At 72.0% G+C, this 24,479-nt stretch carries 28 protein-coding genes; 13 read left to right on the top strand and 15 right to left on the bottom strand.

Translation table 11 applies throughout. From position 1 onward, the window contains the following. Positions 1-2: 2 nt before the first annotated feature. Positions 3-413, bottom strand: a complete 411-nt coding sequence (locus tag AC3CCI_RS11425; protein ID WP_488627272.1) for a hypothetical protein — start codon at positions 411-413, stop codon at positions 3-5. Between the two features lie 42 nt (positions 414-455). Between AC3CCI_RS11425 and AC3CCI_RS11420 the strand changes: the two genes are divergently transcribed. Beyond that, positions 456-1,481 (top strand): o-succinylbenzoate synthase, encoded by a 1,026-nt coding sequence (locus AC3CCI_RS11420; RefSeq protein ID WP_354593249.1) that lies wholly within the window; start codon positions 456-458, stop codon positions 1,479-1,481. 36 nt (positions 1,482-1,517) lie between these two features. Here the strand turns inward: AC3CCI_RS11420 and ccsB are convergent, their stop codons facing one another. From ccsB to AC3CCI_RS11395, 5 genes are read right to left on the bottom strand one after another with little or no spacing between them, the layout of a single operon-like run. Continuing rightward, entirely contained in the window at positions 1,518-2,528 is a 1,011-nt protein-coding gene (gene ccsB, locus AC3CCI_RS11415) for a c-type cytochrome biogenesis protein CcsB (protein WP_488627271.1), read from the bottom strand. A 2-nt stretch (positions 2,529-2,530) separates the two neighbouring features. After that, positions 2,531-4,348, bottom strand: a complete 1,818-nt coding sequence (resB, locus tag AC3CCI_RS11410; RefSeq protein ID WP_488627270.1) for a cytochrome c biogenesis protein ResB — start codon at positions 4,346-4,348, stop codon at positions 2,531-2,533. Next, on the bottom strand, positions 4,332-5,096 hold the full coding sequence (locus AC3CCI_RS11405; RefSeq protein WP_488627269.1) for a cytochrome c biogenesis CcdA family protein: 765 nt from the start codon (positions 5,094-5,096) through the stop codon (positions 4,332-4,334). Before AC3CCI_RS11405 ends, resB begins: the two co-directional genes overlap by 17 nt. Then, positions 5,097-5,723 carry a TlpA disulfide reductase family protein gene (locus AC3CCI_RS11400; protein ID WP_354593253.1) on the bottom strand — a complete coding sequence of 209 codons (627 nt, stop codon included), beginning with the start codon at positions 5,721-5,723 and terminating at the stop codon, positions 5,097-5,099. It abuts the gene before it with no gap. Further along, positions 5,720-6,367, bottom strand: coding sequence for a histidine phosphatase family protein (locus AC3CCI_RS11395; RefSeq protein WP_354593254.1), 648 nt, complete (start codon positions 6,365-6,367; stop codon positions 5,720-5,722). Before AC3CCI_RS11395 ends, AC3CCI_RS11400 begins: the two co-directional genes overlap by 4 nt. A 108-nt stretch (positions 6,368-6,475) precedes the next feature. Here AC3CCI_RS11395 and aspS point away from each other — a divergent pair, with 108 nt between their 5' ends. Then, positions 6,476-7,810 carry an aspartate--tRNA(Asn) ligase gene (gene aspS, locus AC3CCI_RS11390; RefSeq protein WP_354593255.1) on the top strand — a complete coding sequence of 445 codons (1,335 nt, stop codon included), beginning with the start codon at positions 6,476-6,478 and terminating at the stop codon, positions 7,808-7,810. Positions 7,811-7,895: 85 nt separating this feature from the next. Here the strand turns inward: aspS and AC3CCI_RS11385 are convergent, their stop codons facing one another. From AC3CCI_RS11385 to AC3CCI_RS11370, 4 genes are all read right to left on the bottom strand, one after another. Then, on the bottom strand, positions 7,896-8,162 hold the full coding sequence (locus tag AC3CCI_RS11385; protein WP_488627268.1) for a glutaredoxin family protein: 267 nt from the start codon (positions 8,160-8,162) through the stop codon (positions 7,896-7,898). 90 nt (positions 8,163-8,252) lie between these two features. Next, complete coding sequence (locus tag AC3CCI_RS11380) at positions 8,253-8,351, bottom strand: 30S ribosomal protein bS22 (RefSeq protein ID WP_003792170.1); 99 nt, start codon at positions 8,349-8,351, stop codon at positions 8,253-8,255. 106 nt (positions 8,352-8,457) lie between these two features. After that, complete coding sequence (locus tag AC3CCI_RS11375; protein WP_354593257.1) at positions 8,458-8,652, bottom strand: helix-turn-helix domain-containing protein; 195 nt, start codon at positions 8,650-8,652, stop codon at positions 8,458-8,460. A gap of 115 nt (positions 8,653-8,767) precedes the next feature. Next, on the bottom strand, positions 8,768-9,304 hold the full coding sequence (locus AC3CCI_RS11370; protein WP_354593258.1) for an ArsR/SmtB family transcription factor: 537 nt from the start codon (positions 9,302-9,304) through the stop codon (positions 8,768-8,770). A 54-nt stretch (positions 9,305-9,358) separates the two neighbouring features. On the opposite strand from AC3CCI_RS11370, the gene AC3CCI_RS11365 reads away from it, so the two are divergent. Together AC3CCI_RS11365 and AC3CCI_RS11360 are read left to right on the top strand one after the other, a co-directional pair. Continuing rightward, positions 9,359-10,816 (top strand): TrkH family potassium uptake protein, encoded by a 1,458-nt coding sequence (locus AC3CCI_RS11365; RefSeq protein WP_488627267.1) that lies wholly within the window; start codon positions 9,359-9,361, stop codon positions 10,814-10,816. Then, the gene (locus tag AC3CCI_RS11360) at positions 10,809-11,480 is read left to right on the top strand and encodes a potassium channel family protein (protein WP_488627266.1); all 672 of its coding nucleotides are present in this window, start codon (positions 10,809-10,811) and stop codon (positions 11,478-11,480) included. Before AC3CCI_RS11365 ends, AC3CCI_RS11360 begins: the two co-directional genes overlap by 8 nt. Positions 11,481-11,539: 59 nt before the next feature. On the opposite strand, the gene proC is transcribed toward AC3CCI_RS11360, so the two are convergent. Next, on the bottom strand, positions 11,540-12,391 hold the full coding sequence (gene proC / locus AC3CCI_RS11355) for a pyrroline-5-carboxylate reductase (RefSeq protein ID WP_488627265.1): 852 nt from the start codon (positions 12,389-12,391) through the stop codon (positions 11,540-11,542). Between the two features lie 46 nt (positions 12,392-12,437). Here proC and AC3CCI_RS11350 point away from each other — a divergent pair, with 46 nt between their 5' ends. Then, positions 12,438-13,400: a cation diffusion facilitator family transporter gene (locus AC3CCI_RS11350; protein ID WP_488627264.1), complete on the top strand. Its 963-nt coding sequence runs from the start codon at positions 12,438-12,440 to the stop codon at positions 13,398-13,400. Positions 13,401-13,491: 91 nt separating this feature from the next. On the opposite strand, the gene AC3CCI_RS11345 is transcribed toward AC3CCI_RS11350, so the two are convergent. Next, entirely contained in the window at positions 13,492-13,923 is a 432-nt protein-coding gene (locus AC3CCI_RS11345; RefSeq protein WP_354593319.1) for a nucleoside deaminase, read from the bottom strand. A 93-nt stretch (positions 13,924-14,016) separates the two neighbouring features. Here AC3CCI_RS11345 and upp point away from each other — a divergent pair, with 93 nt between their 5' ends. The 5 genes from upp to AC3CCI_RS11320 all read left to right on the top strand — a co-directional run bounded on the left by upp (position 14,017) and on the right by AC3CCI_RS11320 (position 19,581). Continuing rightward, entirely contained in the window at positions 14,017-14,649 is a 633-nt protein-coding gene (gene upp / locus AC3CCI_RS11340; protein ID WP_354593262.1) for a uracil phosphoribosyltransferase, read from the top strand. Between the two features lie 500 nt (positions 14,650-15,149). Beyond that, a complete protein-coding gene (locus AC3CCI_RS11335) occupies positions 15,150-15,911 on the top strand; it encodes a winged helix-turn-helix domain-containing protein (RefSeq protein ID WP_488627263.1) in 762 nt (253 codons plus the stop codon). Positions 15,912-16,256: 345 nt separating this feature from the next. Next, positions 16,257-16,709, top strand: coding sequence for a MarR family winged helix-turn-helix transcriptional regulator (locus AC3CCI_RS11330; protein WP_354593264.1), 453 nt, complete (start codon positions 16,257-16,259; stop codon positions 16,707-16,709). Further along, positions 16,706-18,079: a cryptochrome/photolyase family protein gene (locus AC3CCI_RS11325; RefSeq protein WP_488627262.1), complete on the top strand. Its 1,374-nt coding sequence runs from the start codon at positions 16,706-16,708 to the stop codon at positions 18,077-18,079. The genes AC3CCI_RS11330 and AC3CCI_RS11325 overlap by 4 nt, the downstream gene beginning before the upstream one ends. 71 nt (positions 18,080-18,150) lie before the next feature. Then, positions 18,151-19,581, top strand: a complete 1,431-nt coding sequence (locus AC3CCI_RS11320) for a serine hydrolase domain-containing protein (protein WP_488627261.1) — start codon at positions 18,151-18,153, stop codon at positions 19,579-19,581. Positions 19,582-19,643: 62 nt separating this feature from the next. Here AC3CCI_RS11320 and AC3CCI_RS11315 read toward each other — a convergent pair whose 3' ends face one another. Beyond that, positions 19,644-20,576 carry a carbohydrate kinase family protein gene (locus tag AC3CCI_RS11315; protein ID WP_488627260.1) on the bottom strand — a complete coding sequence of 311 codons (933 nt, stop codon included), beginning with the start codon at positions 20,574-20,576 and terminating at the stop codon, positions 19,644-19,646. Between the two features lie 103 nt (positions 20,577-20,679). After that, positions 20,680-21,129: a DoxX family protein gene (locus tag AC3CCI_RS11310; protein ID WP_488627259.1), complete on the bottom strand. Its 450-nt coding sequence runs from the start codon at positions 21,127-21,129 to the stop codon at positions 20,680-20,682. Between the two features lie 276 nt (positions 21,130-21,405). Here AC3CCI_RS11310 and AC3CCI_RS11305 point away from each other — a divergent pair, with 276 nt between their 5' ends. Continuing rightward, positions 21,406-22,191, top strand: a complete 786-nt coding sequence (locus tag AC3CCI_RS11305; protein ID WP_354593269.1) for an NAD-dependent epimerase/dehydratase family protein — start codon at positions 21,406-21,408, stop codon at positions 22,189-22,191. Positions 22,192-22,243: 52 nt separating this feature from the next. After that, complete coding sequence (locus tag AC3CCI_RS11300; RefSeq protein WP_488627258.1) at positions 22,244-22,687, top strand: GNAT family N-acetyltransferase; 444 nt, start codon at positions 22,244-22,246, stop codon at positions 22,685-22,687. A gap of 31 nt (positions 22,688-22,718) precedes the next feature. On the opposite strand, the gene AC3CCI_RS11295 is transcribed toward AC3CCI_RS11300, so the two are convergent. Further along, a complete protein-coding gene (locus AC3CCI_RS11295) occupies positions 22,719-23,189 on the bottom strand; it encodes an Lrp/AsnC family transcriptional regulator (protein ID WP_488627257.1) in 471 nt (156 codons plus the stop codon). 167 nt (positions 23,190-23,356) lie between these two features. Here AC3CCI_RS11295 and ald point away from each other — a divergent pair, with 167 nt between their 5' ends. Further along, positions 23,357-24,466, top strand: a complete 1,110-nt coding sequence (gene ald, locus AC3CCI_RS11290; protein WP_488627256.1) for an alanine dehydrogenase — start codon at positions 23,357-23,359, stop codon at positions 24,464-24,466. The last annotated feature ends 13 nt before the right edge of the window (positions 24,467-24,479 follow it).

The following is a 24,479-nucleotide window of genomic DNA, read 5'->3' as shown; positions in this document are numbered from 1 at the left end:
GGTCAGACCGTCGAGACGAACTGCCCGATCAGCCGGACGAGCACGAACGGGTTGGCCAGCACGCTGAGCAGCAGCGCCGCCACGCCCCACCAGCGACCGCGGCGCATGGCGACGGCGATCAGCGCCACGACGCCGACGACGATCGAGGCCAGCAGCGTGACGAGCGCGAGCACGGCCGCCGGCCCGACGACGTCGACCGCGAGCAGGCCCAGCGCGAGGCCGTCGAGGGCGAGCAGCACGAGGGCGAGCACGAAGGTGACGACGCCCAACCGGCGGCTGCGGGGCGGCGTGGCCGCCTCGTCGTGACCGGGGCCGTCGAACACCCCGAGGCCGTCGACGTCGGGCCCGGCGGCGGCGACGCCGTCGGCTGGGCGCACGGGCTCTCGGGCGGGCTCGGGTTCGCGGTCGACCATGACGCACGACCTTACCGGGGCCGCCGGTGCGACACTGAGCGGATGCCGACCGCCGACCACCCCCCGCTCGCCGCAGCCACGCCGTCCGCCCTGCCTCCCCTGGCCGAACTGGTCGACGGGGCCCACGTCGTGCGCCTGCCCCTGCGCACGCGCTTCCGCGGGCTCGACGAGCGCGAGGCCCTGCTGGTCGAGGGCCCGTCCGGCTGGACCGAGTTCAGCCCCTTCGTCGAGTACGGCCCTGGCGAGGCCGCCGCCTGGCTCGCGGCCACGATCGACTTCGGCTGGGGTCGGCTGCCGTCGACGGGCACCCACCGGGTGGCCGTCAACGCGACCCTGCCCGCCGTCGAGGCCGACCGCGTGCCCGAGGTGCTCTCGCGGTACCGCGGCTGCCGCACGGTGAAGGTGAAGGTGGCCGAACGCGGTCAGACGCTCGCCGACGACGTCGCCCGCGTCGCCGCGGCACGCGAATGGGTCGGGCCCGACGGCCGCGTGCGTGTCGACGCCAACGGCGGCTGGACGGTCCGAGAGGCCGAGGAGGCGCTGGTCGGCCTGGCCCCGTTCGACCTGGAGTACGCGGAACAGCCCTGCGCCACCGTCCCCGAGCTCGCCGAGCTGCGACGTCGCGTCGCCGGCCTCGGCATCCCCGTCGCCGCGGACGAGAGCGTCCGGAAGGCCGACGACCCGCTGGCCGTGGCCCGGGCCGGTGCCGCGGACCTGCTCGTCGTCAAGGCCCAGCCCCTCGGCGGGATCACCGCCGCCCTGGCGATCGTCGCCGCGGCGGGACTGCCGGTCGTCGTCTCGAGCGCCATCGACACGTCGGTCGGACTCAGCATGGGGGCACACCTCGCCGCCTCCGTGCCCCACCTGCACCACGACTGCGGTCTGGGGACGGCCGCGCTGCTCGGGGCGGACGTCACCCGCGAACCGCTGCTGCCGGTCGACGGTGCCGTCGAGGTGCGCCGGGTCGACGTCGACGTCGACCTGCTGCGCCGTCACGCCGTGGACGACGACCGACGCGAGGCGTGGCTGGGTCGGCTGCGCGCCTCCTACGCCGTCCTCGCCGGCTGACGCCGGGTCAGGACGCGAGCCCGCCGCGCGGGCCGGTCACAGGCCCGAGTAGGCGTGCAGGCCCTTGAAGAAGACGTTGACGACCGAGAAGTTGAACATCACTGCGGCGAAGCCGATGATCGACAACCACGACGAGCGCGCTCCTCGCCACCCGCGGGTCGCCCGCGCGTGGATGTACCCGGCGTAGAGCACCCAGATGATGAAGGTCCAGACCTCTTTGGTGTCCCAGCCCCAGTAACGACCCCAGGCCCGCTCGGCCCAGATGGCGCCAGCGATGAGGGTGAAGGTCCAGAGGACGAAGCCGACCAGGGCGATGCGGTAGGCGAGGTCCTCGAGTCGCTCGGCCCCGGGCAGGGTGTCCATGAAGCGCAGGCCCGCGAGCTTGGCCTGTTCGCGCTTCGTCTGCACGAGCTGGGCGGCCGACAGCCCGGCGGCGATGGCGAAGAACGCCGTGCCGAGGATGGCGACGAAGACGTGGATGACCAACCAGGCCGACTGCAGCGCCGGCGGCAGCGGCGAGACGGCCACGTAGTAGTTCACCGTGCCGATCGCCAGGAGCACGAGGTTCAGGCCCATGACGTACGCGCCGAGGAACCGCAGGTTCACCACGAACTGCACGGCGAGGTAGACCCCGACGATGATGGCCGTGCCGGTGAGCGAGAATTCGAACATGTTGGCCCACGGCACGCGGCCGGCGGCGAGTCCGCGCAGGACGACCGAGGCGACGTGCACGACGAAGCCGAGCAGCATCATCGCGATGGCGACGCGTTCGAAGCTCGAGGCCTTGGCCGGGGCGCCCGTCGGAGCCGCGGTCGACGCACCCGATCCGCCGGAGGGACGGTCCAGGACGACGGTGCTGCCGCCGGCGGCCGATCGCGAGACGGTGGCCGTCGCGAGTGCCTCGGCCTTCGCGGCACGGGCCGCCGCCTGCTGGGCGTCACCGGACCGCTTCGCCAGGTCGAGGGCGAAGGCCACGAACGAGATCGTGTAGATGGCCATCGCCGAGTAGACGGCGACGAGCGAGTAGTAGGCGAGGTCGGCGGTCACGATCAGATCTTACGTCCGCGGTCGCCCGCGCCGGGGCCGGGTTTCTCGACGTCGTGACGGGCCGGGTCGTCGGCCACCTCGCGGGCGACGTCGGCCGGGACGCCGAGGCCGCCGAGGTGCGCCTTCGCGATCTCGCCGACGGCACGTCCGAGCGTGGGGTCCTCGCCGCGGGCGAGGCCGGCGTACTCGAGGCGGACGCCCCCGTCGGTCTCGGTCGCCTTGACCCAGACCCGCCGGCGGGGCACGAAGAGGGCGGTCAGCAGGCCCGCGAACGACAGGCCCGCGAAGAGCAGCACCCAGACCTGCGACGGGTCGTGGTGGATGTCGAACGAGGCGAAGCGCTTGACGCCGTCGAACGTGATGGTGCCGAGGCCGTCGGGGATCGTCGCGGTCTCGCCGGGCGTCAGCTGGATCGCCTTCTCCTGCGCGTCGTCGTCGGTGCCGGCCAGGGGCGTGAGCCCGTCGGTGGTCAGCGTGTAGACCGAGGTCGGCACGCCCTGGTCGAGGCCGAGGTCGCCCGAGTAGACGTTGAGGCTGAGCACGGGGTTGGTCGTGTCGGGGTCGTCCGACGACAGGGCTCCCGTGCCGAGGTCGACGGCCGAGGGGTAGAAAAACCCGATCATGCCGAGCTGCTCGGGCAGGGCGTCGGGCACCTTGATGACCCCGAGCGACGTCAGGTTGGTGTCCTGCGGCAGGAAGGGCACGGTGTCGCGGAAGGCGACGTTGCCCTCTCCGTCGCGGACGGTGACGTCGACCGCGTAGCCGTTGCCCAGCAGGTAGACGTTCGAACCGCCTATCGAGAGCGGCGAGTTGACCTTGATCTGCGTCTTCTCGGCGTCACCGCCCCGGGTCTCGGCGGTGACGTCGGCCGTGAAGTCGGTGGCCATTCCGGCCGCGCCGTCGGTGTCGGGCGCGTACTCCGTCGAGAACCGGTCGAGCGCGATGGAGAACGGCGACAGCTGCGACTCGTCGAACCAGCGCCCCGGGTTGAACGAGTCGTACGAGCCGAGCACGTTCGAGAAGGTCTGGCCCTCGACGACGACGCGCTGACCCGAGTAGCCGAAGCCGCCGCCGATGCCGACGGTCAGCAGCACGCCCACCAGCGCCGAGTGGAACACCAGGTTGCCGGTCTCGCGCAGGTAACCGCGCTCGGCGCTGACCGAGTCGCCGAAGACCTGGGTGCGGTAGCCGGCGCGCCTCAGCTGTGCACGGGCGGCCTCGACCGCACGGGCGGCCGTGATCGAGGCGTCACCCGCGCCTCCTGCGCCCTCGAGGGTGACCGAGCGGTAGCCGGCCAGGCGCGACAGGCGTGCCGGGGTCTTCGGCGGACGCGCGCGGAGCGCCTCGAAGTGGTGCCGGGTCCGGGGGATGATGCAGCCGATCAGCGAGATGAACAGCAGCAGGTAGACGGCCGAGAACCACGGCGACGAGTACGTGTCGAACACCCCGAGCTTGTCGAGCACCGGGAAGAGGTCGGGGTGGTCGGTGCGGTACTGCACGACGCCGTTGGGGTCGGAGGTGCGCTGGGGCACGAGCGACCCGGGGATCGCCGCGACGGCCAGCAGCATGAGCAGGAACAGCGCGGTCTTCATGCTGGTCAGCTGACGCCAGAAGAAGCGCAGGTAGCCGATCGGGCCGAGCTTGGGCTGCGTGATGCCCGACCCCTCGGTCGACGCGGGCCGGACCGAGTCGATGTGGTCGCTCGGACGCAGCGGGTCGCCGGCGACGTCGGTCGTGTCGACGTCGACCGGGTCGGCGTCGGCCGCGGACGAGGAGGCGCGGGTCGCGTCGCCCGCGCCACGGTCAGACGATCGTGCCATAGCTCGCGATCACCGCCCCGACGTGCGACATGAGGCTGGACCAGAGGCCCGTGACCATGAGCAGACCGATGAGCACGAGCAGTGACCCTCCGACGATGTTGACGACGCGGATGTGCCGCTTGACGAACGAGATGGACCGTGAGGCCCAGCCGAAGCCGAGCGCGACGAGCAGGAAGGGCACGCCGAGGCCGATGCAGTAGAACGCACCGAGCAGGACGCCCTGCCAGGCCGAGCCCGAGCCGAGCGCCAGCACCTGGACGGCCGCGAGGGTCGGACCGATGCAGGGCGTCCAGCCGATGCCGAAGACGACGCCGAGCAGCGGTGCCCCCGCCAGGCCCGTCCGCGGCAGGAACCCGGGCTTCAGGGTGCGCTGCAGGAACGTGAACTGCCCGATGAACACGAGACCGAGCAGGACGACCACGACGCCCATGGCCCGGGTGACGATCTCACGCCACTGGATGAGCCAGAACCCCGCCGAGGCGAAGGCCAGCGACGTGCCGACGAAGACGACCGAGAACCCCAGGACGAACAGGACGACGCCGAGCACGAGCCGTCGGCGGTCTCGCCGCTTGGCCCGCGCCTCCGTCGCCCCCGTCGTCAGACCGCCGACGTAGCCGAGGTAGCCGGGGACGAGCGGCAGCACGCAGGGCGACAGGAACGAGATGAGACCCGCCAACAACGCCACCGGCAGGCCGACCGCGAGCTGACCGCCCACGACCGCGTCGAAGAAGGGATTGCCCTGGTACACCTAGGACGTCTCGGCGAGGGTGTCGGAGATCAGGGTGTCGAGGATGCCCGGCCCGTCGAGGCCGCCGAGGATGCGGGCGGCGATCCGCCCCTGCCGGTCGAGGACGATCGTCGTCGGGACGGCGTTGGGGGCGATCGTGCCGGCCAGGGCGAGTTGGACGGCGCCGTCGTTGGCGTCGACGACCGAGGGGTAGGTGACGTCGAACGTGCGGGCGAAGGCGAGGGAGGTGTCCGCCTGGTCGCGCACGTTGACGCCGAGGAACTCGACGCCCTTGTCGGCGTAGGCCTGGTTCAGCTTCTCGAGCTCGGGGGCCTCGAGGCGGCAGGGCGGGCAGGCGGCGTACCAGAAGTTGAGGACGACGACCTCGCCCTCGTGGTCGGACCGCGAGACGGTCTCGCCCGCGTCGGTCTCGGCGGTGAACTCGACCGGGTCGGCGCGGTCGTCGGGGGCGATCTCGGTGACGGTGCCGTTGCCCGAGATGTAGTTCTCGGTCGTGCCGTTGCCGTACTGCTTCGCGAGGTCGTCGGCCGTGCTCGAGCAGCCCGTGGCGACGAGGGCCACGACGGCCGTCAGGGCGGCCGCGCGGGCGACGAGTCGGGCGCGGGTCGGGCGGATGGTCTGGCTCACACTGCTCCCAGGTCGACGGCGGACGCGTTCAAGTGTGCAGCGGGTTCCTGGTAGCCGACCTCGACGAAGCCCCCGGCGCGACGCTCGAGCGTGGTGACGCTCGACAGGGTGCACCGACGGCGTCGCGGGTCGTGGAACAACCGGGCGCCGGTGACGCTGCGGTGGACCATCCAGATCGGCAGCTGGTGGCTGACCAGGACGACGTCGCCGTCGTCGACGCTCGACCAGGCCTCGTCGACGGCCGACAGCATGCGGGCGGCGATGCTGACGTAGGCCTCGCCCCAGCTGGGCTTCAGGGGGTTGACGATCCAGGGCCACTCGGCGGGCACCTTGAGCTGCCTGGCGATGCTGAAGTCGCTGCGCCGGCCCTCGTACTTGTTGGTCGGCTCGACGAGTCGCTCGTCGACCTGCACCTCGAGGCCGAAGGCCGACGCCCAGGGGGCCGCGCTCTCTCGGGTGCGTTGCAGCGGAGAGGCGAAGAGGGCCCGGACCGGGACGCCCTGCTCTCGGAAGGCCTCGGCGGACGCGGCCGCCATCCGGTGGCCGAGGTCGCTGAGACCGAACCCGTCGAGCCGGCCGTAGAGCACGTGCTCGGGGTTGTGCACCTCACCGTGCCGGACGAGGTGGATCTGCTGCGCGGGCATGGAGACGAGTCTAGGTCGGCCGTCGCTGCACAACTCCCCCACGGAAACCTCCAAGCTCCGGCGCCCCGGGGCCGCTGACGCGGGGCGCGGCCTGTAAACTCGGGCCTCGTGATCGAACGCACCCTCATCAAAGACCTGTCCGCGCTGCCCGACGGACCCGTGACCGTGACCGGCTGGGTCGAGACGGTGCGCGATCAGAAGAAGGTGCAGTTCGTCGTCCTGCGGGACGAGACCGGTGCCCTGCAGCTGGTCCGACCCCGCACCGCCGCCGACGTGCTCGCCGCCGCGGGCGAGACGGACGACGTCGCCGACGCCATCTCGTCCCTCTCGCAGGGCAGCTTCGTCACGGTCACCGGCGAGCTGAAGCACGACGAGCGCGTCAAGCTCGGTGGCATAGAGGTCAAGGTCGAGACCCTCGTCATCGACTCCCTGGCCGACCCCGAGACCCCCATCGCCGCCGACAGCGGCATCGACAAGCGCCTCGACTGGCGCTTCCTCGACCTGCGCGTGCCCCGCAACGCCTTGATCTTCCGGGTGCAGACGACCTTCGAGCACGCCCTGCGCACTTGGTGGATCGAGCGCGACTACGTCGAGATCCACACCCCGAAGCTGATGGCGACCCCGAGCGAGTCGAACGCCGAACTGTTCAAGGTCGACTACTTCGACGGTGTCGCCTACCTGGCGCAGAGCCCGCAGTTCTTCAAGCAGATGGCCCAGTCGGCCGGCTTCGGCAAGATCTTCGAGATCGCCCCGGTGTTCCGTGCCGACCCGTCGTTCACCTCACGGCACGCGACCGAGTTCACGGGCGTCGACGCCGAGATCAGCTACGTCGAGAGCCACGAGGACGTCATGCAGATGCAAGAGCAGCTGTTGGCCTTCGCGTTCCAGGCCGTGGCCGACAAGCACGGCGCCGAGATCAAGGAGCTCTTCGACGTCGACGTCGTCGTGCCGACCGTGCCCTTCCCGCGCATCCCGCTGGCCGAGGCCAAGCGCATCGTGGCCGAGCGCGGCTACGAGGTGCCCCGTGCCGACGCCGACATGGACCCCGAGGGCGAGCGCCGGATCGCCGAGTACGTCGCCGAGGAGTACGGCCACGACTTCGTGTACCTGACCGACTACGACGCGTCGATCCGCCCGTTCTACCACATGCGTCACGACGACGACCCGCAGCTCACCAAGAGCTACGACCTGATCTACCGCGGCACCGAGATCACCACGGGCGCCCAGCGCGAGCACCGCATCGAGGTGCTCGAGCAGCAGATCCGCGAGAAGGGCATGAAGCCCGAAGAGCTCTCGAGCTACCTCGACTTCTTCCGCTTCGGCGCCCCGTCGCACGGTGGCTTCGGCATGGGTCTCGCCCGCGTGCTGATGCTCATGCTGCACCAGGCGAACCTGCGCGAGGTGACCTTCCTCTTCCGTGGCCCCACGCGCCTCCAGCCGTAGCGAAGACCCCACGGCGACGCCCCGACGAGTCCGGCTCGTCGGGGCGTCGCCGTGTCCACCGGGGGCCCGCCGCCGGGGATGCCCGTCAGAGGAAGGCGCTGCGGAGTGCCGTCCGCAGGCGGTCGGGCTCGACTCGCCAGATGGTGTGCACCCGGCCGTCGAGCAGGACGACGGGGATCTCTTCGGCGTACTCGGCGGTGAGCGCGGCGTCATCGAGGATGTTCTTCTCGTCGACGGGAAGCGCAGCATCGGCGAACTCGGCCTCGGCCAGCACCTCGGCGAGCGCGGACCGGGCGTCGTCGCAGAGGTGGCAGCCCGGCTTGGTCAACAGGGTGATTCGCGGTTCGGCCATGCCCACAAGGGTAGCGACGGCCGCGGCTGCCCCGGGCACGACGAAGGCCCCCGGCGACCGGTGGTCGGCGGGGGCCTTCGTGTACAGCGGCTACTTCTTGTTGCGACGCTGGTGACGAGTCTTGCGAAGCAGCTTGCGGTGCTTCTTCTTCGCCATGCGCTTGCGACGCTTCTTGATGACAGAACCCATAGAGGACCTCACTGATTTCTGGATTGGACCGACCGGGTCCGAAACAGAACCGCGGAAAAATGCCTCGGGTCAGTCTACTAGGACGGCCCGAGAAAGTCGAAGTGGGTCAGCCGACGTCGGCGACGCCGGTCCGCAGCACGGCCACGACGGCCGATTCGGGCACGCGGAAGGACCGTCCGAAACGGATGGCCGGCAGCTCGCCCGAGTGCACCATGCGGTACACCGTCATCTTCGACACGCGCATCATGTCGGCCACCTCGGCGACCGTCAGGAACCGCACATCCGAGAGATCCTGCGACATGACCCTGCCTCGACTCGGGCCCCGTGCCGGGGCTGTGGGGCAGACGGGTGTTTCCCGTGTGCCTGGGGGCAACTCTAGGGGCGCGTGTGACTCGGTGTAAAGGAACGGTCGGGCTCTACGGCCCCGTGCGCCCGAGGCGCTTGCGCACCGGGTCGATCACGCGCTCGTCGAGGGCACCGAGTGCGCTCTGTGCGTCGTGCAGGGCCGAGGAGGCGCGGTGCTGGGCCCCGGCCACGTAGCGGCCCAGCGTGCTGCCGACGTCTTCGGCGTCGGGCAGGCTCTCGGCCGCCCTCCGCAGCGGGGCGGGCACGGTGGCCCCGGCCCACGCCGCGAACGGCGTGCTGGTCAGCGCGTCCGAGACCAGGGAGTCGACGCTGACGAACGGGATCAGCCAGTCCTCGACGGCCTCGAGCGGCCCCGGCTCGACCGAGTAGTACCGGTGCTGACCTTCTTCGCGGACGGTGACCAGGCCGGCCTCGCGCAGCACGCGGAGGTGCTTCGAGACCGTGGGCTGGCTGATGCCGAGCGAGGTGACCATCTCGCCCACGCTGATGTCGGCGTTGGCGGAGTCGGTCGACGTCGAGGCGTCGAGCAGCACCTTCAGGAGGTCTCGGCGGGTGGCGTCGGCGATCACGGCGAAGATGTCCGGCATGCAGCCAGCGTAGTGACCCGGCGCGGGCACGGCCTCGGGCACCGCCGGGATAGCATGACCGGCGTGACTCGCGCCCCCGTCGCCGGTCGACGCCGCCCCTCGGACCCCGGCCGCTCGCCCTGGCGCAGACTCAGCGACGCGATCGACGACATCGGTCGCAAGTCGCCCGCGCGCTTCGCCATCCTCATCTTCACCGGCCTGATCGTCGTCTTCACGCTGGTGTTCTCGCTGCCCGTCTCGTCCGCCGACCGGACGGTGACGCCCCTGGCCGACTCCGTCTTCACGGCCGTCTCGGTGATCTGCGTCACCGGCCTCGCGACCGTCGACATGGCGACGCACTGGTCCCTGTTCGGCCACGTCGTCATCTTCGTCGGCGTGCAGATCGGCGCGATCGGGGTGCTCACCCTGGCCTCGATCATGGGTCTCGTGGTGTCCCGCAAGCTCGGCCTGCGGGCGCGGCTCATGGCGGCCGGAGACCAGAACCCCCTGCGGGTGCACGCGGGCCCGGTGCCCGAGGGGCAGGCCGTCCGGCTCGGCGAGATCGGCGGGTTGCTGACCACCGTGGCGCTCAGCTCGTTCGTCATCCAGCTGGCCATCGCCCTGCTGATGATCCCCCGCATGCTGATCGACGGCATCCCCGTCGGCGACGCCGTGCTCGACAGCTTCTACTACTCGGCGATGGCCTTCACCAACACCGGGTTCACCCCCAACGCCGACGGCCTGGCCGCGTTCGAGAACGACTACTGGTTCCTCAGCCTGATCATGATCGGGGTGTTCCTCGGCAGCATCGGGTTCCCCGTGATCTACGCACTGGCCCGGAACCCCCGCAACCCCCGCCGCTGGTCGGTGCACGTGAAGCTGACCCTGCTGACGACGGCGATCCTGATCGTGTTCGGCATGGTGCTGTACATCGTCCTCGAGTTCGACAACCCGAAGACGTTCGGCGGCATCGAAGCCGGCCCGACGGTGTTCCAGTCGCTGTTCCTCAGCATGATGACGAGGTCGGGCGGCTTCTCGACGATCCAGATCTCCGACCTCAACGGGTCGTCGCTGCTCGTCACCGACATGCTCATGTTCATCGGCGGCGGCTCCGCCTCGACGGCCGGTGGCATCAAGGTGACCACGCTCGCCGTGCTGTTCCTCGCGGCGTTCGCCGAGGCGCGCGGTCAGCGGTCGATGGAGGCCTTCGGCCGCCGCATCCCCAGCGACGTGCTGCGCCTGGCCGTCAGCGTCGTGCTCTGGGGTGCCACGATCGTGGCCGTGTCGAGCATCCTGATCATGCACATCACGAAAGAGCCCCTCGACCACGTCCTGTTCGAGTCCATCTCGGCGTTCGCCACCTCGGGCCTCAGCACGGGCCTCACCGAACGCCTCCCCGACTCGGCGAAGTACATCCTGGCCGTCACGATGTGGATGGGCCGCGTTGGTACAGTGACACTCTCCGTCGCCCTGGCCGCCAGCCAGCGACGCCAGCTGTTCACGAGAGCCGAGGAGCGACCGATCGTTGGTTGACAAGATCAAGCACGACGCCCCCGTGCTCGTCATCGGCCTCGGGCGCTTCGGCGCCGCGACCGCCGGGCAGCTCGAGCGTCAGGACCGCGACGTCCTGGCCGTCGACACCGACGCCGGCCTCGTGCAGAAGTGGGCCGACCGCGTGACGCACGCGGTCCAGGCCGACGCCCGCAGCATCGACGCCCTCAAGCAGATCGGCGCACAGGACTTCTCGATCGCCGTCGTCGCGGTCGGCTCGTCCATCGAGGCGAGCGTCCTGATCACCGCGAACCTCGTCGACCTGAAGGTGCCCCAGATCTGGGCGAAGGCCATCAGCCAGTCGCACGGCAAGATCCTGGCCCGCATCGGCGCCAACCACGTCATCTACCCCGAGCGCGAGGCCGGCGAGCGCGTCGCGCACCTCGTCTCGGGCCGGATGCTCGACTACATCGAGTTCGACGACGCCTTCGCCATCGTCAAGATGTACCCGCCGAAGCCCTTCCGCGGCGCCTCGTTGGCCGCCTCGAACATCCGGACGAAGTACGGCATCACGATCGTCGGCGTCAAGAGCCCCGGAGGCGCGTTCGTCGAGGCCACGCCCGAGACCGTCATCAGCAACCACGACCTGATCATCGTGTCGGGCGACAGCCGCGCGATCGAGCGCTTCGCCGCCCTCGAGGGCTGACCGCGGCCCGACGAGCGGCGGTGCCGACGGGTCGGCGGCCCCGGGCGGTGCCCGGCGGGTCAGCGCCCTTCGGCGATCTCGCGGTTGCGGGCGAGGGCGGCCTGCGTGGCCCGCTCGAACAGCTCGAGCAGGCCACCGTCGGCGAGCTCGGCGACGGCGCGCTCGGTCGTGCCGCCGGGGCTCGTCACGCGGCGGCGCAGTTCGGCCGGCGCGGTCTCGGCCGGGAGGACGTCGCTCGCGGCGAGCAGCTCGCTCGCGCCGCGGAACGTGCCCTGGACCATCGTGGCAGCCTGCGCGCGGGTGAAGCCCAACGCGACCGCCGCCTCCTGCAGTCGCTCGATCAGGTAGAAGACGTAGGCGGGGCCCGAACCCGAGATCGTGCTGAGCGCGTCGATCTGCGACTCGGGGACGACCACGACGTCGCCGACGACGGCGAAGAGCGACCGGGCGAGCTCGAGGTCGGCGTCGGTCGACCGTGACCCGGCGCTGAGCCCGGTGACGCCGAGCCCGACGTGCGACGGGGTGTTCGGCATGGAGCGCAGCACCGAGACGGAGTCGGGCAGGGCGGCCTCCATGGTGGCGGTCGTGACGCCCGCGGCGAGGCTCACCACGACGGTGCCCGCGTCGAGCACCGGGCCGATCTCGCGCAGCAGGTCGACCACCATGTGCGGCTTGACGCCGATCAGCACGAGCCGGGCACCCACGACGGCCGAGGCGTTCGCGCTCGGGTCGGTCTCGGTCGCGAGCGAGGTGACGGCACCGTGCCGCAGGGCCCGGGCCTTGACCTCGGTGCGGTTCGTCACCCGCACGCCCCCGTCGACGGTGACCTCGGGGCGCAGCAACCCCTGCAGGATGGCGCCGCCCATCGAGCCGGCTCCGAGAATCGCTGTGGTGGGGAGGGTGGTGACCATCCGGCCATCCTAGGATCGACCAGGACCACACGAGGGGATCGAACCGATGAGCAGTCACGGCGGCAACAAGGCGATCATCGCCGCACTCAGCGCGAACCTGGGCATCGCGGTGACGAAGTTCATCGCGTGGGCCTTCTCGGGCTCGTCGTCGATGCTCGCCGAGGGCGTCCACTCGCTCGCCGACTCGGGCAACCAGTTGCTGCTGTTGCTCGGCGGCCGGAAGGCGAAGAAGGCGGCGGACGCCGAACACCCCTTCGGCCACGGCCGGGAGCGCTACGTCTACGCGTTCGTCGTGTCGATCATCCTGTTCAGCGTCGGCGGGGTCTTCTCCCTCTACGAGGGCGTCGAGAAGCTGCGCGAGCCGCACCCGCTCGACGTGCCGTGGCTGCCCGTGCTCGTGGTGGCGATCTCGCTCACGCTCGAGGGCTTCTCGTTGCGCACGGCGATCCGCGAGTCGCGTCCGAGCAAGGGCCAGCAGAGCTGGGCGTCGTTCATCCGCCGGGCCAAGGCGCCCGAGCTGCCCGTCGTGCTGCTCGAGGACGCCGCGGCGCTGCTCGGCCTGTCGTTCGCCATGATCGGCGTCGTCCTGACCTGGATCACCGGCGACGGCGTGTACGACGCGATCGGCACGATCGCCATCGGCCTGCTGCTCGTGGCGGTGGCGGTGGTCCTCGGCATCGAGACCAAGAGCCTGCTCGTCGGCGAGGGCGCCTCGGCCGACGACGTGCGGAAGATCCGCGACGCGATCACGGGCGGCCCCGAGGTCGAGTCGATCATCCACATGAAGACGCTGTACCTCGGCCCTGACGAGCTGCTCGTCGGCGTCAAGGTCGCGATGCCCGGCCGGACCGTGCTCGCCGACGTGGCGAGCGGCATCAACGCCATCGAGGCGCGCATCCGCGAGGCCGTGCCGATCGCCCGCGTCATCTACGTCGAGCCCGACGTGTGGGTCAAGCCCGGCCAGGTCGACCCGCCCACCGACGCGATCGTCATCCGCGCCGCCGACTGAGGACCGAGGAGGCGCGGGTCACCCACCAGGGTCAGCGCGGTACGGCGCGGCGCGGTGCGGTGCGGTGCGGCGCGGCGCGGCGCGGCGCTCTTCAGCGACGCTCGGCGAAGAACGCGTCGAGCTGCGCCCGGCACTCGGCCTCGCGCACCCCGGCGTAGACCTCGGCGCGGTGCGGCAGCCTGCGGTCGCGGACGATGTCGTAGACGCTGCCCGCGCCTCCTGCCTTCTCGTCCCAGGCGCCGTAGACGAGCCGCGGCACGCGCGCGGCGAGCAGCGCGCCGGCGCACATCGGGCACGGTTCGAGCGTGACCACCAGGGTCGTGCCGGTGAGGTGCCAGTCGCCCGTGTGCCGGGCCGCGGCCCGCAGGGCGATCACCTCGGCGTGGGCCGTCGGGTCCTGACGCAGTTCGCGCTCGTTGCGTCCGGTGGCGATCACCACGCCGTCGACGTCGACGACCACGGCACCGACCGGGACGTCGGCCGAGACCCGACAGGCGTCGGCCTCGGCGAGGGCGAGCGACATCCAGTCGTCGAACTCGGGCGGGACGGCGATCACGGGGCCTCGGCGGGGTCTCGGCGGCTCGCGGAACCGGTCGACTCCGCTACCGTTGAGCCTATGCGAGTGCACGTAGCGGACCACCCCCTCATCACCCACAAGCTGACCGTGCTCCGCGACAAGAGCACGCCCTCACCCACCTTCCGGGCGCTGACCGAAGAGCTCGTCACGCTGCTGGCCTACGAGGCCACGCGCGACGTGCGCACCAGCCCCGTCGACATCGAGACCCCGGTCGGCCCGACCACCGGGCTCGAGATCAGCCAGCCGCGGCCGCTCGTCGTGCCCATCCTGCGGGCGGGGCTCGGCATGCTCGAGGGAATGACCAAGCTCGTCCCCACGGCCGAGGTGGGGTTCCTCGGCATGGTGCGTGACGAAGAGACCCTGCAGCCGACGACGTACGCCGAGCGCCTGCCCGACGACCTCTCGAACCGCCAGTGCTTCGTGCTCGACCCCATGCTCGCCACCGGCGGGTCGCTCATCGCGGCCATCGACTACCTGCTCGACCGCGGGGCCGTCGACGTCACGGCGGTCTGCATCCTCGCCGCCCCCGAGGGCCTCGCGGCCGTCGAAGAGGCCATGGCGGGTCGTGACGTCCACGTCGTGCTCGGCGCCGTCGACGAGAGGCTCAACGAGCAGGGCTACATCGTGCCCGGGCTCGGCGACGCGGGCGACCGCCTGTACGGTCTCGCCTGACGCGACCCGCCTGCACGACCCGCACCGCGCCTCCTGGACGTCAGGAGGCGCGGTTCGTCGTCCCGGGGCTCGTCACGACACCCGGGGGCGGGCCTCGCTTGACATCGGGACGCGCGGTGTAACAAGATCGACCCCATGACCAACAGTGTGCTCACCCCGACCTCTCGTGAGGCCCTCGGGAGCGCCGGCATGATGATGCCGATGCACGCTGTCATGTGTCGAATGTGTGCCTGATCCGGCCACACACCTCGCCGAGTCGAAGCTGCTGACACCGCCAGCTGAGCTCGCGGCCCCACCCGGTCGCTGAGCCACCGACTCCCGGATGCTCCGCGTCGTCACCCCCGACGCGCATCCCGAACGGTGCACCGCACCGACTGCTCGTGACGTACGGCACCATCGCCGGCGGGATCGAGCACCGACACACATCGAGCAGCCCCTCGGCATCCCGGCGACCCGTCGGCCCGAGCGGCGGCCGCCGTCACGCTAGGACCCCGCCTGTCATGTCCCTCATCCTCGACCGCCCCGTCACCGCCACCCGAACCGTCTCCGCCGCGCGACCCGCCACGCCGGCTCCCGTCCGCGAGGTGGCCCCGATCCGGTCCGCCGCCGTTCCGACCGCCACCGCCGCCTCCCCGGCACCTCGGCCCCGCGCCGTGCCCGAGGGCACCGAGGCCCGCGGCTTCGTCCTCTACGTGGGGCTCGACGAGCTCAAGGCCGCGGCCGACGGCACGTCGCTCGGCGACGTGGTCTCGCAGATCAAGGAACTCGTCGCCCGCATCGCCCCGGCCGCCGAGACCCACGCCGCCGTCGCCCTGGCACCCGAGGGCGCCGGCGGACGCGACGTCGAGGTCGTGCGCCTCGCCCTGCAGGACCCTGCCGCCCTCGCGAAGCGCCGGCAGGTCACCGAGGACGACGAACCCGGCGCACGCGGCGGCGTGGTGGTCGACATCTCGCGCAAGCGCCTGCTGCTCGACGGCGACGTGGCCCCCCTGACCTACAAGGAGTTCGAGCTGCTGCAGTACCTCGTCCTGCGCGAGGGCCGCACCATCGAGCGCGCCGAACTGATCGCGAGCCTGTGGGCCGACGGCGACGACGAGGTGCCGAACGAGCGCACCATCGACGTGCACGTCCGCCGCCTCCGGTCGAAGCTCGGCACCTTCGAGGACATCGTCCGCACCGTCCGCGGCGTCGGCTACCGGTTCGACCGGCACGCCGACGTGTCGATCCGGCACGCGTCCACGCCGTCGCCCGACGTCTTCTGAGCCACCCACGCCCGCCGGAACCCGGTCGGTGCCCGGGGCGTCCGGGCGGGTGCGGTGGCGGGACCCGGTCGTCCCCCGGAGTTCTCAGGAATTGCTCGGGTTCGACCCTGGACCGCCGTTACCGATCCGTTATAGATTGTGTCCCGCCGACGTCGTTTGCTGTGGCGGCCGAGGCGGAATGTGATTGCAGGACACTCTTGGTGCAAGGGAAGAGGGCCGGTCGCCGTCGGGCGACCGGCCCTCTGTCGTCCGCCCCGACGCCCGACCCGGGCGTGGTGGCGTCCGGTGTCGGCCCGACGTCGGTGGCCTTTCGTAGACTCGTCCTCGACGAACGTGAGGGACGACATGAGTGAGACATCGATGGCCGTGGGTGCCTGGGAGGCCCTCTTCAGGGCCCAGGTCAGCGTCATGCGCGAACTGACCGACTGCTTCCCGACCAGCGAGATCTCGTTCAACGAGTACGACGTGCTGTTCAACCTCTCGAACCAGCCCGACCGACGCGCCCGCATCCGCGACCTGACGCGCCACCTGCTCCTCACACAGCCGAGCATCAGCCGCCTCGTCGACCGGCTCGCGTCGAAGGGCATCGTCGAGAAGGCCTCCGACCCGGGCGACGGGCGCGGCATCATCGTGGCCATGACCGACGAGGGCTACGACCTCTACCGTCGCACGGCCGTCAGTCACGCCGCGGCGATCCGACGCCGCGTGGGCGGCGCCCTCGACGACGACGAACTCGCGTCCCTCGCCGACCTCTGCACGAAGCTGCGGCTCGGCACCCCGATCGAGGCGAGCGCATGACGTCACCCTCGATCGTCTGGCTGCGCGACGACCTCCGCCTCGCCGACAACCCGGCCCTGACCGCTGCCGTCGAGCGCGGCGAGCCCGTCGTCGTGCTCTTCCTGCTCGACGACGAGACCGAGGGCATCCGCCCCCTGGGCGCGGCGTCGCGGTGGTGGCTGCACCACAGCCTCTCCGCCCTCGCCGCCTCGCTGGGCGAGATCGGCGGCCGGCTCACGCTGCGCCGCGGCCCGCAGGCCCGCGAGCTGCCCCGCCTCGTCGACGAGGTCGGCGCCGGTGCCGTCTTCTGGAACCGCCGCTACGGCCTGGCCGCACGCGACGCCGACGCCGACCTCAAGTCGTCGTTGCGTGACCGCGGCCTCGACGTCCGCAGCTTCCAGGCCAACCTGATGTTCGAACCGTGGACGATCCAGACCGGGCAGGGCCAGCCCTTCAAGGTCTTCACGCCGTTCTGGCGAGCCTGCCTCGACCGCCCGGAGCCTCGCCACCCCGAGGCCGCGCCCGACGAGCTGCGCGGGCCTCGCACGGCACCCGACAGCGACGACCTCGACTCGTGGGGCCTGCTGCCCACGACGCCCGACTGGGCCGGCGGCCTGCGCGAGGCGTGGACCCCGGGTGAGGCGTCCGCCCTCGACACCCTCGAGCGCTTCGCGACGGGCCACCTCGCCGACTACGGCCTGCGTGACGAACCGGCCCAAGAGGCCACCAGCCACCTCTCGCCGCACCTCCGCTTCGGCGAGGTCAGTCCTTTCCAGGTGTGGCACCGCATGCGCGGCGACCTCGCACCCGACGCCCGCGAACAGGCCTCCGGGTTCTTGCGCGAGCTGGTCTGGCGCGAGTTCAACCACACCGTCCTCTTCGCGAACCCGCACCTGGCCACCGAGAACTACCGGCCCGAGTTCGACGAGTTCCCGTGGCACGAGCTCGAGCCGGGCGAGCTCGAGGCCTGGCAGCAGGGCACGACGGGCATCCCCCTGGTCGACGCCGGCATGCGCGAGCTCTGGACGACCGGCTACATGCACAACCGCGTCCGCATGGTCACGGCGAGCTTCCTCGTGAAGAACCTGCTGGCCGACTGGCGCGTCGGTGAGCAGTGGTTCTGGGACACCCTGGTCGACGCCGACGAGGCCAACAACCCCGCCAACTGGCAGTGGACGGCGGGCTCGGGAGCCGACGCCGCGCCGTACTTCCGGGTGTTCAACCCCGTGCTGCAGGCCGACAAGTTCGACAAGCACCGCGACTACGTGCGGCGCTGGGTGCCCGAGGTCGACGACGACTCGTACCCCGAGCCCATGGTCGACCTCAAGGCCTCCCGACGTGCCGCGCTCGACGCCTACGAGTCGATGCGACGACGCACGCGGTCCGACTGACGGCCGCCCCGGCCCGTTCCACCCTGCTCTGCTCCGCCCTGCTCTGCTCTGCCCCCGAGAGGACCACCCCCGTGACGACGACCCTCGAGCCCACCGGCTCCGCGTCCCCGACGGGGATCGACGCCGTGTTCGCCGCCCGCCCGTCCGACCGCCGGGGGCCGAGCGCCGTCTGGGCGACCTTCGACCGCACGGGCACCACGCACCAGGGCTCTCAGGGCGAGATCGCCCCGGGCACCGCACCCGGCGTCGACACCGCCTACCGCATCGCCTCGTGCACGAAGAGCTTCACGGCCACGGCCCTGCTCGCCCTCCGCGACGCCGGGCTCGTCTCGCTCGACGCGCCGATCACCGACTTCGTGCCGGCCTTCGCCGAGGTGAGCCTGCCCACGTCGGACTCGCCGGTGCCGACGTTGCGCATGCTGCTGACCATGTCGGCCGGCTTCCCCACCGACGACCCGTGGGGTGACCGGCAAGAATCCCTCACCGACGACGAGCTCGACGCGGTCCTGCGGGCCGGGTTGACCTTCGACAGCGTGCCCGGCACGACCTTCGCGTACTCGAACCTCGGCTTCGCCCTGGTCGGGCGGGCGATCGCCGTCGTCGCCGGGCGCCCGTACCGCGAGGTCGTCGAGTCGACGATCCTCGAGCCCCTCGGGCTGTCCGCCACGGGATTCGAGGCGACCGTGCCGGCGCCCGGTGGCGTCGCGACCGGCCATCGCCGCGCCTCCGACGGGGGCGAGCCCCTGCCGTTCTCGGGCCCCGGTGCCTTCTCGCCCATCGGCGGGCTCTTCAGCACGGTCACCGACCTCACCCGCTGGGCGCGGTGGCTCGGCTCGGCCTTCGACCCCGAGGGCCGGGGCGACCTCGACGGCATCCTGTCACGCGCCTCCCGTCGCGAGATGCAGCAGGTCCAGCGGTTCGTGCCCGCGCGGGCCGGGCACCCGGGCGGCTACGGCTTCGGACTGTTCGTCGAGCACTACCCCGACCACGGCCCCGTGGTGTCGCACAGCGGGGGCTACCCCGGCTTCTCGGCCCACATGCGCTGGCAGACGGCGACCGGCCTCGGCGCCGTCGGCTTCGAGAACGCGACCTACTCGAGGGTCTCGGAGCCGATCGGCCTCGCCCTCGACGGGATCATGGCCGACCGGCCGGAGGCCCGGGTCGTCGTGCGCCCCTGGCCCGAGACGACGGCCGCCCGCGACGCGGTCGAAGCCGTCGTCCGTGGCGGAGCCGTGCCCGAGGGGCTCTTCAGCGAGAACGTCGACCTCGACGTCCCGCTCGACCGTCGACGCGCCTCCTGGGCCGCCCTCGTCGAGTCCGTGGGCGGCTGGGACGACTCGGGCGAGGGCGACCCGCTGCCGCCCGACGAGTCGACGACACCGTCGCACCTCGTGTGGCGTCGACGCGGGGCCCGGGGCACCGTGCGGTTCGAGATCCGGCTGACGCCCGAGCGTCCGCCCCGGGTGCAGACCGTCTCCGTCACGGGCGAGAGCCCGCGCTAGGCGGGCGTCGCACCGAACGGGTGGGGTCGCCCGGGGTCACGCGGGCGGCCTGCCGCCCGGGGTCACGCGGGCGGCCTGCCCCCCGCGACGCCCGCCGCCCTCGCCGCCGCCCGTGCTCCGCTGCGACCGGCGACGCCGAGGCTGCGCGACGTCGACCACGCGGCGATGAACCCGGCCGAGAAGGCGTCGACCAGGCCGACGGAGTCCACCCAGCGCGTGGCCACCCCGTCGATCGTGACGGGCGGCAGCCCCTGCGTCGCCACCGTCGCTCCCCCGTCGTCGGCGACGACGGCGACCACGCCGAACCGTGCGGCCAACGCCTCGGCCGACCCGGCCGGCTGGTCGAGGCCCGTGAGCTCGCGGGCGGTCTCACGGGACGGGAAGAACAGGTCGGCCCCCTCGACCGCGGCGAGGAACGCGGGTGGCCCGAACCGGTGGACCACGGAGGCGCTCCCCGGCGAGACCGAGACGAGCGCGCCGACCTCGCGTGCCCGACCCAACAGCCGACGCAGGGCGACCGGGCTGCGCGACTGGGCGACCGTGTACCCGGTGAAGTGCACGAGGCCGGCCGCGGCCACGAGGTCGTCCGGCACGTCGTCCGGGCCGAACGAGGCGCCGGCGCCCCGGTCGGTGAACATGGTGCGCGACGACCCGTCGACCGTGATGACGACCGTGCCGGTGGGGTCGTGAGCGTCGTACGTCAACCGGGCCGAGACCCCGGCGTTCGCGAGCGACTGGGCGTGTCGTTGCAGGTCGGCGGTGCCCACCCGGCCGACGAACGACACGTCGACGCCCAACGAGCCGAGCCACGCGGCCGTGTTGGCGGCCGAGCCCCCCGCCCGGTGGCGGATCGTCGCGGCGGTCTCGGTCCCCGCCGGGTCGGCCGTGCGCGGCGTGACGATGATGTCGTCGAGCACGTCACCGAAGACCAGGACGGGCGAACCGGGGCGGGGTCGTGGGTCGGGGGGACGGCGGCGGTCGTGGGCGAGGGGCATCGCCGTCCAGCCGACCACGGATCACGTGCCCGGTCGGGACGAGGAGGCGCAAATCACCCCCGCGAGCACGTCACGATCACCCGTCCCGCCCGGGTGGACCCCGTCAGGCGGGGACGGGCTGCGAGGTCGGGGCCTCGCGCCGAGCGCGCCGACCGCGGACGACCAGCGCGTCGAGGGCGACTCGACCGGGGCCGGTCAGCACGATCGCGACCGAGGCCACGGCGAGGACGAGCACGTACTCGATGCCGCCCGTCGTCGACAGGAAGCCGTTCGGCAGGTGGACGGCGACGAGGGCGACGACCGCCGTGACCGCCAGGAGGGCCGCGGCGACCCGGGTGGCGAAGCCGACGACGAGGGCGACCCCGGCGGCGAGCTCGGTGACGGCCGCGACCGGCGCGGCGACGTCGGCGAACGGGATGCCCATGCCGCCGAAGGCACCCTGTGTCGCGGCGAGGCCGTCGACCGCGAGCTTCTGCCACCCGTGCACGACGAAGACCACCCCCAGGACGACGCGCAACAGGAGGATCGCGAGGGACGAGAGGGCTGACGACACGGTGTGCCTTTCGATCGGGGGCAGGGTCGGGGCACGTCGTCGGGCCTGGGGTCACGGTACGAGGTGACGCGTCACCGACCCCGGCCGTGGAGCGCCCTGCCAGGGCATCGCCAGAGCCCTGCCAGGCTCGGGTGGGGCATCCGGGGGACGCGGGGACGAGTCGCGAGGGCCCATCGGCGGACCCGGCACGTGCCCCGGTCGCCCGCGTCGGTGGCCACCGGCAGGATGGGGGCACGAGGTGCCCGGCGGACGGGCCGACGACGAGAGGCGGCACACATGGCGACCATCGCGATCACGGGGGGCTCGGGGCGCATCGCGACCTGGGTCCGCCCCCTGCTGCTCGAGGCCGGCCACGACCTGAGGCTGCTCGACGTGGTGCCGCCCCCTGACGACCTCCGCGGGCACGAGACCTTCGAGCACGTCGGCGTGACCGACCTCGAGTCGCTCACGGTGGCCTTCGACGGCGTCGACCTCGTGGTCCACCTCGCCTCGCACGCCGCCGAGCGCACCTGGCACGAGATCCGCGACCTCAACGTCGAGAGCGCCTACGTCGTCCACGAGGCCGCCCGACGTGCCGGCGTGACCCGCGTCTTCGCGGCCAGCTCGGTGCACGCCGTCGGGTTCGAACCGGGTTCGAGGGCCGCCGACCACGACGTGCCGGCTCCCCGCCCGGACTCGTTCTACGGCGTCAGCAAGGTGCTGCTCGAGGCCGTCGGCAGCCTCTACGCCGACCGCTTCGGCTCGACCGTCGTCTCGGCCCGCATCATGACGTGCGAGGTCGAGCCGCACGACGTCCGCAGCCTCGGCACGTGGTTGTCGCCGGCCGACGCGGCCCGCCTGATGCTCGCCACCCTGACGACCGCCCCGGTCGGGCACCACGTCGTCTGGGGCGTCAGCCGCAACACCCGACGCGTCGTGTCGCTCGCGGCCGGCGAGGCCGTCGGATTCCACCCCGAGGACGACGCCGAGGCCTTCGCCGACCGCTTCGCGGGCCAGGTGCAGCCACCCGACGCGCCGGTGGGTGGTGTGTTCACGACCCTGCCGCTCGGTGAGTCCTCGTGACGACGGCAGGGCAGGGCCGGGGCCGCACCGGCGGGGCCGGTAGCGTGGCACCGTGACCGCCAGCCTGCACTCGTCGTCCGTCGCCGAGATCGACCCCGTCGTCCTCTACGCGATCCTGCGCCTCCGGGTCGACGTCTTCGTGGTCGAACAGGACTGCCCGTACCCCGAGCTCGACGGGCGCGACCTCGAACCGACCACGCGCCTCCTCTGGTCCGCCGACGACGACGGCCTCGTCACGGCGACGCTGCGCGTGCTGCACGACGGCGACGACCGACGCATCGGACGCGTCGCGACCGCGGCGGCGGCCCGGGGACGCGGTCTCGCCGCCGACCTCATGCGCGCGGCCGTCGCCTCGTGCGAGGGGCGGCTCGTGCGCCTCGACGCTCAGGCCCACCTCTCGGGCTGGTACGCCCGCTTCGGCTTCGTGGTCGACGGCGACGAGTTCGTCGAGGACGGCATCCCGCACCTGCCGATGACGCTCGCCGGCACGCACTGACCACCTGACGGGGCGTCCCTTCGACGACCGCTCAGACGGACGGGCCGGGGTGGTGGTGCTCGAAGACCAGACTCGTGCGGGTCGAGGCGACCGCAGGGTGCGCCGACAGGTGGTCGAGCACGAACTCGCGGACGTCGTTCGTGTCGCGCACGGCCAGGTGGATGATGAAGTCCTCCGAGCCGCCGAGGAAGAACAGCTGCACCACCTGGGGCAGCGCCCGGATCTCCGCCGAGAAGGCGGCGATCCGCTGACGGGCCGACGAGAGGATCGTCACGCTGATGAGGGCCTGCAGGTCGAGGCCCAGCGCGGACAGGTCGATCTCGGCCCCGAAGCCCGTGACGACCCCGCGCTCGACGAGCGACCGGACGCGTGCCAGGCAGGTCGACGGTGCGATGCCCACCCGCGCGGCGAGGGTGGCGTTCGGGGTGCGGCTGTCGGCGACCAGCAGGCGCACGAGCTGCCGGTCCACCTCGTCGAGCCGAAGGTCGTTCGTCGGAGCCATCTGTTCTCCCGTCATCGACGTCGATCGTGCGGCTGGATGCCGTCCGTACAGAATATCGTGCGGAATGCTTGGCAGCCGACGACGTGGAACAGCACACTGACGTCAGTTCGGCGAACACAGGCGTGCACCGGCCGCCGTCGTCGAGGTCACCGTCGAGAGGACGAACCATGCGCGTCGGCATCCCCACCGAGATCAAGAACAACGAGAACCGCGTCGCGGCGACCCCTGCCGGGGTCCACGAGTTCTCCCGCCGGGGGCACGACGTGCTCGTGCAGTCGGGGGCGGGCCTCGGCTCGGGCTTCTCGGACGACGCCTTCGCGGCGGCGGGTGCGACCGTCGTCGACGACGCCGCCACGGTCTGGGGCGAGGCGGACCTGCTGATGAAGGTCAAGGAGCCGATCGCGGTCGAGTACCCCCTCCTGCGCGCCGACCAGACCCTCTTCACGTACCTGCACCTCGCGGCGTCGCCCGACTGCACCGAGGCGGTGCTCGCGTCGGGCACCACGGCGATCGCGTACGAGACGGTGCAGCGGGACGACCGCAGCCTGCCGCTGCTGTCACCGATGAGCGAGGTCGCCGGCCGGCTCTCGACGATGGTCGGCGCCTACCACCTCATGCGGCCCGTCGGCGGCACGGGCGTGCTGCTCGGCGGCGTGCCCGGCACCCCCAAGGCGAAGGTCGTCGTGATCGGCGGCGGGGTCGCCGGCGAGCACGCCGCCGCGAACGCGCTCGGCCTCGGCGCCGACGTGACCGTCGTCGACGTGTCGCTGCCGCGCCTCCGCGCCCTCGAGGTGCAGTTCGGCGGACGCCTGCAGACCCGGGCCTCGACGGCCTACGAGATCGGGGCCCAGGTCGCGGACGCCGACCTCGTCGTCGGGTCGGTGCTGATCCCGGGGGCCCAGGCCCCCAAGCTCGTCACCGACGAGATGGTGGCCTCGATGCGCCCCGGGTCGGTGCTCGTCGACATCGCCATCGACCAGGGCGGCTGCTTCGAGGGCTCGCACGCGACCACGCACGACGACCCGACCTTCGCCGTCCACGACAGCGTGTACTACTGCGTCGCGAACATGCCGGGGGCCGTGCCGCAGACCTCGACCCGGGCCCTGACCAACGCGACCATGCCGTACGCCCTCGCGCTGGCCGATCGCGGATGGCGCGACGCCGTCGCGGCCGACGTGTCGCTCGAGCGGGGCGTCAACGCCGTCGCGGGTCGCATCACGAACGCCGGCGTCGCCGCCGCGGCGGGTGTCGAGGTCGCGGACGCGCGAGCGCTCTGAGCGGGCCGTCCCC

The sequence above is a fragment of the Frigoribacterium sp. CF331 genome (assembly GCF_057787905.1).
The sequence above is the reverse complement of the archived record's forward strand: the minus strand, read 5'-3'. Positions and strand labels throughout refer to the sequence as shown.